Below are 9965 nucleotides of genomic sequence, written 5' to 3' on the forward strand. Positions count from 1 at the left end.
TGTAATGCCAGTGCAGGCCGCGCGGCAGTGCGCCCCGCGAACACCCCGCAGAACCGATGGTGAGGAAACAGCCCCAGTGGACATGTTGTGGAGCGGCTGGGGCGACCCGGCCAAGGCGGCCTCGCTGCCGGACACGGTGACCGGCCTGCTGCGCGATCTGCTCGGCGTGACACCCCGCGAGAGCGGCCCGGCCTCGCTCGAGGAGATCGGCGTGCCGCCGTCCGGGCTCACCGCCGCCGCGCACGCGGCGCTCACCGAGTGCGTGGGCGGGGCGGCGTATGTGTGCACCGACGCGGAGAGCCGTGTCCGGCACACCCGCGGCAAGTCCACGCCCGACCTGCTGCGCATCCGGGCCGGCGACGTCGACGACATCCCCGCGGCCGTCGTGCTGCCGGGCAGTCACGACGAGGTGACGGCCGTCCTGCGCGCGTGCGCCGAACATGCGGTGGCCGTCGTCCCCTTCGGCGGCGGCACCTCCGTCGTCGGCGGGCTGGCCCCCGAGGGCAAGCCCTGCTTCGTCGCGCTGGACCTGCGCCGGCTCGACGCGCTGCTCTCCGTCGACGAGATCTCCCGCACGGCGGTCCTCCAGCCGGGCATGCGCGCACCGCGGTGCGAGGAGCTGCTCGGCGAGCTGGGCTGGACGCTCGGCCATTTCCCGCAGTCCTACGAGTGGGCCTCCGTGGGCGGTTTCGCCGCGGCCCGCTCCAGCGGCCAGGCTTCGGCCGGCTACGGCCGCTTCGACGAGATGGTGCTCGGCCTCACCCTCGCCACCCCGGAAGGGACCCTGGAGGTCGGCCGGGCCCCGCGCTCCGCAGCCGGCCCCGACCTGCGGCAGCTCGTCCTCGGCTCCGAGGGCGCGCTCGGGGTGATCACCTCCGTGACCGTACGCGTCCGGCCGCTGCCGGAGACACGGGTCTACGAGGGCTGGCGCTTCGCGTCGTTCGAAGCCGGCGCCACGGCCCTGCGCAGGCTGGCCCAGGACGGCCCCCGCCCCACCGTGCTGCGCCTGTCGGACGAGACGGAGACCTTCGTCGGTCTGGCTCAGCCCGACCGGATCGGCAGCACGGAGGAGGGCGGGACGCCCGCCGGCTGTATGGCGATCGCCGGCTACGAGGGCACCGCGCAGGACACCGCCGACCGGCGCGCCCGGGCCCGGGAGGTGCTGCTCGCCTGCGGTGGCGAGTACGTCGGCGAGGAACCCGGCGAGCGCTGGGCGCACGGCCGCTACAACGCGCCCTACCTGCGCGATTCGCTGCTCGACGCGGGCGCCTTCGCGGAGACGCTGGAGACGGCGTGCTTCTGGTCCGCCCTGCCGGGGCTCTACGAAGCGGTGCGCCAGGCACTCACCGGCACACTGACCGAGGCCGGAACGCCTCCCCTGGTGATGTGCCACATATCCCATGTGTACGAGAACGGCGCGTCGCTGTACTTCACCGTGGTCAGCGCGCAGGGGGACGACCCGGTGGCCCACTGGGCGCCCGCGAAGCGGGCCGCCAACGACGCGATCATCGCGGCCGGGGGCACCATCAGCCACCACCACGGCGTCGGCACCGACCACCGCGACTGGTACGCGCGGGAGATCGGCCCGCTCGGGGTCCGTATCCTTCAGGCCCTCAAGGCCGAGCTCGACCCGGCCGGGACACTCAACCCCGGCGTACTCCTCCCCGTCCGCTGACCGGCCCCCTGCCTTCCGGAGGCGCATTCATGCGACAGTTCACCGCCGTCGTCAATCCCGCCGCGGGCGGGTCGAGCGGTACGGCGGCCCTGCTCCCGCTGGCCCGCCTCCTGAGGGAGGGCGGGGCAGCGTTCGACACGCAGTACAGCCGCAGCCTGGAGCACGCCCAGGACGTGGCACGGCAGGCCGCCGGGCAGGGGCACGTCGTGCTGGCCGTCGGCGGGGACGGCATGGCCGGCCGCGTCGGCGGGGCGCTCAGCGGCTCCGACGCCGTCTTCGGTGTCGTCCCCGCCGGGCGCGGCAACGACTTCGCCCGGGCGCTGGGCCTGCCCTCACGGACGGAGGAACTGGCGGACCTGCTGCTGAACGGCTCACCGCGGCCGGTCGACACCATCGAGGTCACCTCCGCCGTCCACGCCGGAACGTCGGTGCTGGGCAGCGTGTACGCGGGCGTGGACGCCGTGGCCAACCGGCACGCCAACACGTCGCGCCTGCTGCGGGGCGCCGCGTCCTACTACGCGGGCGGTCTGCGGGCCGTGCTCGGCTGGCGGCCCGCCGCGTACCGCATAACGGTCGACGGGACCGAGTACGAACGGCGTGGGTACACGGTCGTCGCGGCCAACTCGGGGTTCTACGGCTTCGGTCGCAACATCGCCCCGGGCGCACGGCTCGACGACGGCCTGCTGGACGTCGTCGTCATCGCTCACGCCCCCAAACGGCTGTTCTTCGCGATGATGAACGAGTTGAAGACGGGAGCGCACCTCGAACGCCCGCAGGTGGAGATCCTCAGAGGCCGGGAGATCCGTATCGAGGCCGACCGGAGTGTGCCCTACGGCGCGGACGGCGAGGTCGACGCGGCCCTTCCCGTGACGGTCAGGGTCCAGCCGGGCGCGCTGAACGTGATCTGCTGAGACCGGGGCACCGTTGGGGCGGGCGGCGCCGGGCCGGGGGGCGGGTACCCGCTTACGCCGCCGTCAACCAGCCTTGTGGCGCCGTCCGTTGGTGCCGGGCGGTTTCCCGTTCAACCGCCGCCCGGCACTTGAACCATGGACAAAAATGTCATGCTCTGCGCCATTTGCGAGGCGTCACAGCCTGCGTTCCACTGGAAGGGCAACTGCTCATTCCTCCCGCTAAGGGGATGGTGGCATGTCTTTCACCAAGCCTGAGGTCAAGGACCCCAAGGTCCTGCAGACCGATGTCGAAGCAGCTCTCAACCCGGTGGAAGCGGAAGGCTTCTACCGTGACACTCGCGAATGCGCTGCGCTCGCACTGTCAGGCGGCAGCCACGAGCTGCTCCTCGCGCCTCCCACACCGCGGCCGAAGAAGCGCTGACGGGTAAGCGCGATGGAGAACCCTGACGCGTCCCGCCTGACGGGCGCCGTGCAGGAACTCGCTTCGCAGGTGGTCTCCGCTCTCAGCGGCGGGGACCACTCCGAAGCGGTCTGCCGCCCGGCCGGAGCACCCGGGGACGAGGGACTCGGCCTCGCGGCGATCCGCGTCCTCGGAGCGGACGTGCTGCTGCCCGGCGTCATGAGCGGCCGGACTCCCAACGCCGAGGACCTGGCGGCCCTGGAGAAGGCGGTGGTCACCTTTCCGCCCGCCCCGGACGCCGCTCCCACCTCGGTGTGGAGTCACTGGGCGATGACAAGAGCCCTGCTGGAACAGGGCACTTCGGCCGTCGCGAGCTCCGCGCAGGTCCAGGAGCCGGACACCGTCTGGCTGGACCGCGCGCCGTGGCAACTGCTCACGCATCAACTCGCCGTGCTCGGTGCCCTGTGCGTACCCGGCACCGACTGCGGGGTGGCGCGTGCCGCCCGGCACCGGCCGGTCGACGTGGCCCGCGGTTTCGTGCGCGCCGTCCGGCGCCGCGACTGGCTCCAGGCGGCGGGGGCCGGGCGCTGGCTCGCCGTACTCGACGGGGTGCCCACCACTCTGGGTCTGGACGCCGGGCTGGAGTTCGTCTCGTTCATGGGCGGCACGGACCCCCGGGTGACCCTGCACGTGCGCGCCGCGCAGTTGCTGCGAGCCGGGACACGGGTGTGACGGCGGGCGTGCGGGCGGGGACGACCCGCCGTACGGGCCCGCGGAGCACGCAGGGGGCGGAGGCGACCGCTGTCGCCGCCGGCCCGGTCGCCGAGGCGGCGCTGACCTGGGTCTCCGAGCACCGGGAGTCCTTCCGGCTGGGGCCCGACGCGCTCGCTCCGGACGGCGACGTGAACCGCTCGTGGAAGCCCCTGGGCGAACTGGCCCAGGTGTGCGTGTGCGTCCTGCGGCACACCCCGGACGGAGCCGCGCTTCACGCGAGAGCCGCGGACCTGCTGCACTTCGCCTGGCAACAGACAAGGGAAGGAGCGCTCTTCCTGGAGTTGCAGCGGCTCGAACCCTGGGCGACCTACCCGCTCGAGGTCTACGCGGCGTTCGCCTCCGGCGGGCTCAGGCACGCCGGTTTCGAGGAGATCGCCGCCGCCGTCACCCGCACCCGGGGCTGGCGGCTGACGGAACAGGAACCGAACCGGCGGCTCGGCATCCTCAACTCCGAGCTGCGCAGCGGTCTTGCGCCCCATCTGCCGATGCCGTCCGCGCTGGAACGCACCTGGCTCGGTGGCCTTCCGGAACCGTGGTCGTTCGAGACCGCCGCAGGCTACACGCTCACCCACGTCGTCTTCCATCTCACCGACTGGGGGTACGACGTCAGCGGCGTGCCGCCCCGGATCGCCGACTACCTGACCACGTGGCTGCCGCCCTGGCTCGACACCTGTATCGAGGACGAGCAGTGGGACCTGAGCTGTGAACTGCTCGCGGTCGCGGCCTGCCTCCCCGAGGCCCCGCCCTGCGGGACGACCGAGGCGGCATGGGCCGCGCTGGCCGGCGCCCAGGACGCCTCGGGCGCCCTGCCTGAGACCGGCCCCGGCCACGCCGCACCGCTGGACTTCGCCACCTGCTACCACTCCACGCTGATGGCGGCGTTCGCCGCCGCCCTGACCATGAGCCGCCTGGGCGGCACCCCGCAAGGAGCGTCGGCATGACGAGTACCCGCCTCATCCACGCCGTCGGCGAGAAGGCCGTCGAGTGGCTGTACGCGCACCGGGACGGCTTCCGGCTCGAACCCGACGTGGACCCCGAAGTGGGCTTCCTCGAGCGGTTCAAACCGATCGGGGAACTCGCCCTGATCTGCAAGGTGTTGTTCCGGGAGGGAGTCTCCGGCTCCCGCGGGTCGGAACTGGCCCGCCGGCTCGTCGACCACGCGTGGCGCGACGCCCTGGACGGCGGCCGGATGCTGGCCCGCGGGCAGCGCATCGAACCGAGCTCGCCCATCCCCTTCGAGGTGTACGTGCCGTTCAGGGAGCTGGGCTATTCCGAGCCGGAGATGGAGCGGGTGGCCCGGATCAACCACAGCCTCGACAGCTGGGCCGCACGCGAAGTGCTGCCCGTACGGCGGCTGGGCCTGTCGGCCCTGGAGCGCCGCTTCGGGCTGCCGGCCACCACGGCGGAGGACGAGGCGCTGCGCCGGACGTGGCTCGGCCGCAGACCGGAACCGTGGACGGTCGACGCCCACATCGGCTACGACATCACGCACACCGTCTTCCACCTCACCGACTGGGGCGAGAATCCGCACGGCCTGCCCGAGGACGTCGCCGGCTACCTCGACACCTGGCTGCCGGTGTGGGTGGACGACTGGCTCGACCTCGAGCGGTGGGACCTGCTCGGGGAGCTCCTCGTCGTCGACGCCTGCCTGCCGCGCCCCACCCTCGACGAGGACGCCTGGGAGGGCTTCGCCGCGGCCCAGCAGCCCGACGGGGCGATGCCCGCCGTGGGCGGCATGCCGGGCGGCGACGCGGAGGACGTGTTCGACGTCGTGTACCACCCGACGCTGGTGGCCGCGTTCGCGTCCGTGCTCGCCGCCTCCCGTGCCCTGACCCGGCTGGCGGGTACTCCGGCATGACGGCGCAGGACACCGCAGGCGCGCCGCCGGCGTCCGGACCCGCGCCCGCCGGGGACATGGACGCGCGGCTGGAGGAGGCCGTACGAGCGGTGGACGCCCCGGACGTGGTGTTCGCCTTCTCCCGCGACGGCCGCCGCACCGTGCGCTGCGGCGGCACGGGACCGCCTCCGCCGGTCCCCCGCGAGCTGCTGCGGTACGAGATCGGTTCGGCCTCCAAGACGTTCACCGGGCTGCTGCTCGCCCGGCTCCTCCTCGCCGGCCGGGTGTCCGGTGACGACGCGGCCGCCGCGCGTATCGCCGGTGCCGGACCGGCCGGAACCGGGGGCGTCACGCTCATGCATCTCGTCACCCACACGTCGGGCCTGCCGCCCCTGCCGCCCGGTTTCCGCCGCCAGGCGCTGCCGCGTTGGTCCACCAATCCGTATGCGGGATACCCGGCCGAGCGGGTCGTCCGGGCGTTTCTGGACAGCCGCCCCAGGCACCGGCCCGGTACCCGGTGGCGCTACTCCAACTTCGGTGTCGCCGTGCTGGGTCACGCGCTCGCGGCGGCAACCGCCACACCGTGGGACGAGCTGCTCACGCGGGAGGTACTGGACCCGCTGGGCCTGGCGGGCACCGGCCTGTCCCCCTCCGGTCCGGGCGTCGACGCCACCGGGCACCTGGCGGACGGGACCACTCCCACGCCGCCGCTCCTCATCGGCGGCTTCCAGGCCGCGGGCGCGGTACGGGCCCGGCCGCACGACCTGCTCACCTTCCTCGAAGCGCACCTGGCCCCGGAGGGAGTTCCCCTGGCGGACGCGCTCCGGTGGGTGCGCCGCCCGGTGCTGCGGCGCGGGCTCGGGCACCGGCACGAGCACACACCGGCCTGGTTCCGGCATCCGACGGACCGCGGGCCGATGTACTTCCACTCGGGGGCGACCAGCGGCCAGCAGGCGTTCATCGGCTTCTGCCCGGACACGGGCAGTGCGCTGGCCGCGCTGTCCACACGGCGGTTCCACCGGCGGGACAGGTTCGTGGCCACCGCGTACGGGCTGCTGAACGACGCCGGCTGACCGCGCCCCGCCCGCCCTGCGACGGCGGGCGGGCCGGTGGCGCCGGGGAGGATTCGGCCGGCGTCCGCTGGTTACACGTGCCTGGTCCCTGTGATGCCGTGATGGTTGTCGCGTCCGGCCGGGCCGGTCGGCGGCGGTGCGCGAAGTGGAGGTGGCCGGTGGCCTTGCGGCGCTGGGCGGCGTGGGAGCTGTCCGCGGTATGGACCTCCGTACGCAGGGCCCTGACGGAGGCCGGGCCCGAACGGGACCTCGCGATCCAGTCGCTGAAGGCGGCCGGCGCCGCCGTTCTCGCGTGGGCGCTCGTCGGCTGGTGGTGGAAGGCGCCGATGGCGCTGATGGCGCCGTGGACCGCGGTGGTGCTCGTACAGAGCACCGTCTACCGCTCGCTGCGGGCCGGAACACAGCAGCTCGTCGTGATCGCGCTGGGCACGCTGCTGGCCACCGGGGCGGCCGCGCTGACCGGGAACACGATGGCGGCGATGGCTCTCGCCCTTCCACCGGCGGTGCTGCTGGCGAACTACTCGCGCTTCGGCGACCAGGGCGTCTACGCGCCGACGACCGCCATCTTCGTGCTCGCGTACAGCTCCTTCTCCGGGACGGCCATCGCCCACCGCCTCTTCGAGGCACTCGTCGGAGCGGTGATCGGCATCGGCGTGAACGCCCTGGTCCTGCCACCTGTCCACCTCCGCGATGTGCGCGACAGCCTGGACAGACTGGGCCGCGACAGCACAGAGCTGCTGCGTGCCATGGCCGATGACGTGGAGAGCGGCTACGACCGTACGAGCGCCGAGCAGTGGCACGAGGGCGCCCGGCGGCTCGGCGGCCCGGTCCAGGACCTGCGCAGCGCCCGCGGGTGGACGCGGGAGAGCTACCGCTTCAATCCGGGTCACCGGCTACGGCGGCACCCGGACCCGCCGCCGGGCCATTGGGACACGTACTGGACCGGGCTCGCCGACCGGCTCGAGTCGGTCACGGCGACTCTGGTGGACACGACCGGTGAGTGGCGCAGCCTCGCTTCACCGCCCGCGCCCGCACTCCGCTGCCTGCCCGAGCTGTTCCGCGCCATGGCGGACGTCTGCGAGGCGGACCGGGACGCCCTCGACGCCTCGGCGGCGCCCGACGGCGATGAGCGCAAGGAGGCGATGAGCCGGGCCTGGGAGGCCCATCGCCTGCTCAAGCGCCACCTGCTGGAGCACGACCACGAGACGGCGACCGCGGTGGGCGGGCTGGCGGCGCAGACACAGCAGTTGTTGTACGCCCTGGAGTCCGGGCCCGCTCCGGCCAGGCAGTCGTGAGGCCCGGCGGGCCCCCTGCCCGACCGTCCTGACAGCCGGACGCCTGACAGCCGGCCGTCCTGACAGCCGGCCGCACCGAGCCCGGCCCGGCCTGTGCCCGGGAGGTGTCAGCAGGCCCAGTCCTTGTCGGGATCGAGGTCGCCGCCCTGGCGGCGCTGGGTGAACGAGAACCAGTTGCCCGAGTCGTCGCGGAAGATCGCCTCGGTGCCGTAGGGACGCTCCTGCGGCTCCTGAAGGAATTCGACGCCGCGTGCCTTGAGCTTCTCGTAGTCGCCGTGGATGTCGTCGGTGGCCAGGACACCCGCGCCGAGGACGCCTTTGGAGACGAGGGTCGTCATGGCCGCGGCGGACTCGGGATCCATGGAGGACGCGGTCGGCACCATCAGGGTCAGCTCCACATCGGGCTGGTCCTTGGCCCCCACCGTCAGCCAGCGCATGCCTCCCTCACCCATGGTCATGTCCGTACGGACCTCGAGACCGAGCTTTTCCGTGTAGAACTCCTTCGCCCGGTCCTGGTCGAGCACCCAGACGGTGGAGATGGCGAGGCCCTTGATCATTTCGTGCTCCTGGACGATAGGTTTCTGCGGCCCTGCCACCGTAGGCAGCGGGGGCCTCAGCCTGCTTCTTCAGAATTGCTGGGCCCGTCAGGAACGCGGGACGGCGAGAAGCCACCCGCCCAGAGCATCGCGTAGCACCCGGGTATGAGGGCGGCGCCGCGGCCCACGTGCTCGGCGCGGTACTCGCTCGGTGAGAGTCCGGTCTGCTTCTTGAACCGGGTGGAGAAGGTGCCGAGGCTGTTGAAGCCGACGAGCGTGCAGATCTCGGTGACGGAGAGATTCGCGGTGCGCAGCATCTCCTCCGCCCGTTCGACCCGGCGGCAGGACAGGTACTGGCCAGGTGTCTGCCCGTACACGGCTTTGAAGGCCCGGACGAAGTGGTAGCGCGAGTATCCGGCGTGGGCGGCGATCGCGTCGAGGTCGAGCGGCTCCGCCCAGTCGCGGTCCATCGCGTCCTTCGCGAGGCGCAGCTGCCGTAGATGGGCCGGGTTCGTCACGGTCCCATGCTGGCACGGGGCACTGACAGCGAGAGCCGCGGAGCCACGGGGGGGCGGGCATTGACGGACGAGGGGAACATCTGGTCGGATCGTGGTGTTTTCAGCGCATACAGGTCACAGCGACTCCGCCGTGCCTGCCTTTCCCGGCTACGGATTCCGGCTGCCCATGATGCTCTCCCGAACAGCTCCCGCCACGCTCGTAGGCGTGGCCGCTCTGCTCACCGGCTGTGCCGGCGCCGGAGCGGCCGAAAGTTCCGGCACGTCCGGCAAGGCAGCCGTCAGCGCCGGGGCACCGGCGTCGGCCGCGGCCGTCGCGCCGGGCCCCGAGACACCGGCCTCCCCCGCCGCGTCCTCCGGCGCGCCCGTCTCCACGGAGCCGCCCGCCCCGGCGTTCGACCCCCGCACCGATACCGCGGTGCTGTCCGTCCCGGCCATCGGACTGGAGGACCTGCGTGTCGTCCCGTACGAGGGCACGACCGACGACTGGCCGGGCACCCGGATCCAGAACCGGGGTGTGGCAGCGAGTCCGTACGGCGACCGGGGCGGTGTCGGACCGGGCGAGATCGGCAACTACCTGGTCACCGCACATCGCCTCTCCGCCGGCGGACCCATGCGCGACCTCCCGGCCCTCGACAAGGGCGATTCCGTGTTCGTGACCGCGGGCGGTTCGGTGTACGAGTACGTGATCACCGAGAGCCGCCAGACGTCGTTCCGCTCGGAGCGTTCGCTCGCCGAGCAGCGGGCCGCGGTACCGGGCCACCCGGGCGAGAAGCCGACCAAGGCGATGATCACCCTCTCCACCTGCGCGACTCCCGAGGACGACGCGGCGGGCAACTTCTGGCGCGACGACAGGGGCAACCCGGAGCACCGCATCGACCGGATAGGCGTGCTGCGCGAGGTGTCCGACCGGTAGACACCAGGCCGCCGCCCGGCCGGTCCCCGCTGC

At 72.8% G+C, this 9965-nt stretch carries 11 protein-coding genes; 9 read left to right on the forward strand and 2 right to left on the reverse strand.

Annotated features, from left to right (window positions below):
• Positions 1 to 76 precede the first annotated feature (76 nt).
• The 8 genes from AB0K36_RS26775 to AB0K36_RS26810 all read left to right on the forward strand — a co-directional run bounded on the left by AB0K36_RS26775 (position 77) and on the right by AB0K36_RS26810 (position 7965).
• Positions 77 to 1675, forward strand: coding sequence for an FAD-binding oxidoreductase (locus tag AB0K36_RS26775; protein ID WP_364599211.1), 1599 nt, complete (start codon positions 77 to 79; stop codon positions 1673 to 1675).
• A 29-nt stretch (positions 1676 to 1704) separates the two neighbouring features.
• Positions 1705 to 2586: a diacylglycerol/lipid kinase family protein gene (locus AB0K36_RS26780; RefSeq protein WP_364599214.1), complete on the forward strand. Its 882-nt coding sequence runs from the start codon at positions 1705 to 1707 to the stop codon at positions 2584 to 2586.
• A gap of 235 nt (positions 2587 to 2821) precedes the next feature.
• Positions 2822 to 3007: a hypothetical protein gene (locus AB0K36_RS26785; RefSeq protein WP_364599217.1), complete on the forward strand. Its 186-nt coding sequence runs from the start codon at positions 2822 to 2824 to the stop codon at positions 3005 to 3007.
• Between the two features lie 12 nt (positions 3008 to 3019).
• Positions 3020 to 3718, forward strand: a complete 699-nt coding sequence (locus tag AB0K36_RS26790) for a hypothetical protein (protein ID WP_364599220.1) — start codon at positions 3020 to 3022, stop codon at positions 3716 to 3718.
• On the forward strand, positions 3715 to 4701 hold the full coding sequence (locus tag AB0K36_RS26795; RefSeq protein ID WP_435877939.1) for a DUF6895 family protein: 987 nt from the start codon (positions 3715 to 3717) through the stop codon (positions 4699 to 4701). Before AB0K36_RS26790 ends, AB0K36_RS26795 begins: the two co-directional genes overlap by 4 nt.
• Entirely contained in the window at positions 4698 to 5618 is a 921-nt protein-coding gene (locus AB0K36_RS26800) for a DUF6895 family protein (protein WP_364599222.1), read from the forward strand. The genes AB0K36_RS26795 and AB0K36_RS26800 overlap by 4 nt, the downstream gene beginning before the upstream one ends.
• A complete protein-coding gene (locus AB0K36_RS26805) occupies positions 5615 to 6670 on the forward strand; it encodes a serine hydrolase domain-containing protein (protein ID WP_435877940.1) in 1056 nt (351 codons plus the stop codon). Before AB0K36_RS26800 ends, AB0K36_RS26805 begins: the two co-directional genes overlap by 4 nt.
• 158 nt (positions 6671 to 6828) lie before the next feature.
• Positions 6829 to 7965: an FUSC family protein gene (locus AB0K36_RS26810; RefSeq protein ID WP_364599225.1), complete on the forward strand. Its 1137-nt coding sequence runs from the start codon at positions 6829 to 6831 to the stop codon at positions 7963 to 7965.
• Between the two features lie 107 nt (positions 7966 to 8072).
• Here AB0K36_RS26810 and AB0K36_RS26815 read toward each other — a convergent pair whose 3' ends face one another.
• Both AB0K36_RS26815 and AB0K36_RS26820 read right to left on the reverse strand, forming a co-directional pair.
• Positions 8073 to 8522: a VOC family protein gene (locus AB0K36_RS26815; RefSeq protein ID WP_364599228.1), complete on the reverse strand. Its 450-nt coding sequence runs from the start codon at positions 8520 to 8522 to the stop codon at positions 8073 to 8075.
• Positions 8523 to 8578: 56 nt separating this feature from the next.
• Positions 8579 to 8971 carry a helix-turn-helix transcriptional regulator gene (locus AB0K36_RS26820; protein ID WP_364599238.1) on the reverse strand — a complete coding sequence of 131 codons (393 nt, stop codon included), beginning with the start codon at positions 8969 to 8971 and terminating at the stop codon, positions 8579 to 8581.
• 178 nt (positions 8972 to 9149) lie between these two features.
• On the opposite strand from AB0K36_RS26820, the gene AB0K36_RS26825 reads away from it, so the two are divergent.
• Positions 9150 to 9932: a class E sortase gene (locus AB0K36_RS26825; RefSeq protein WP_435877941.1), complete on the forward strand. Its 783-nt coding sequence runs from the start codon at positions 9150 to 9152 to the stop codon at positions 9930 to 9932.
• The last annotated feature ends 33 nt before the right edge of the window (positions 9933 to 9965 follow it).

Source organism: Streptomyces kurssanovii (assembly GCF_040677245.1).
GTDB lineage: Bacteria > Actinomycetota > Actinomycetes > Streptomycetales > Streptomycetaceae > Streptomyces > Streptomyces kurssanovii.

Excerpts from the sequence above, each read along its gene's own strand:
- AB0K36_RS26820 (WP_364599238.1), bottom strand. The coding sequence starts at position 8,971 with ATGGACCGCGACTGGGCGGAGCCGCTCGACCTCGACGCGATCGCCGCC.
- AB0K36_RS26790 (WP_364599220.1), top strand. The coding sequence starts at position 3,020 with ATGGAGAACCCTGACGCGTCCCGCCTGACGGGCGCCGTGCAGGAACTC.
- AB0K36_RS26805 (WP_435877940.1), top strand. The coding sequence starts at position 5,615 with ATGACGGCGCAGGACACCGCAGGCGCGCCGCCGGCGTCCGGACCCGCG.
- AB0K36_RS26780 (WP_364599214.1), top strand. The coding sequence starts at position 1,705 with ATGCGACAGTTCACCGCCGTCGTCAATCCCGCCGCGGGCGGGTCGAGC.
- AB0K36_RS26800 (WP_364599222.1), top strand. The coding sequence starts at position 4,698 with ATGACGAGTACCCGCCTCATCCACGCCGTCGGCGAGAAGGCCGTCGAG.
- AB0K36_RS26815 (WP_364599228.1), bottom strand. The coding sequence starts at position 8,522 with ATGATCAAGGGCCTCGCCATCTCCACCGTCTGGGTGCTCGACCAGGAC.
- AB0K36_RS26785 (WP_364599217.1), top strand. The coding sequence starts at position 2,822 with ATGTCTTTCACCAAGCCTGAGGTCAAGGACCCCAAGGTCCTGCAGACC.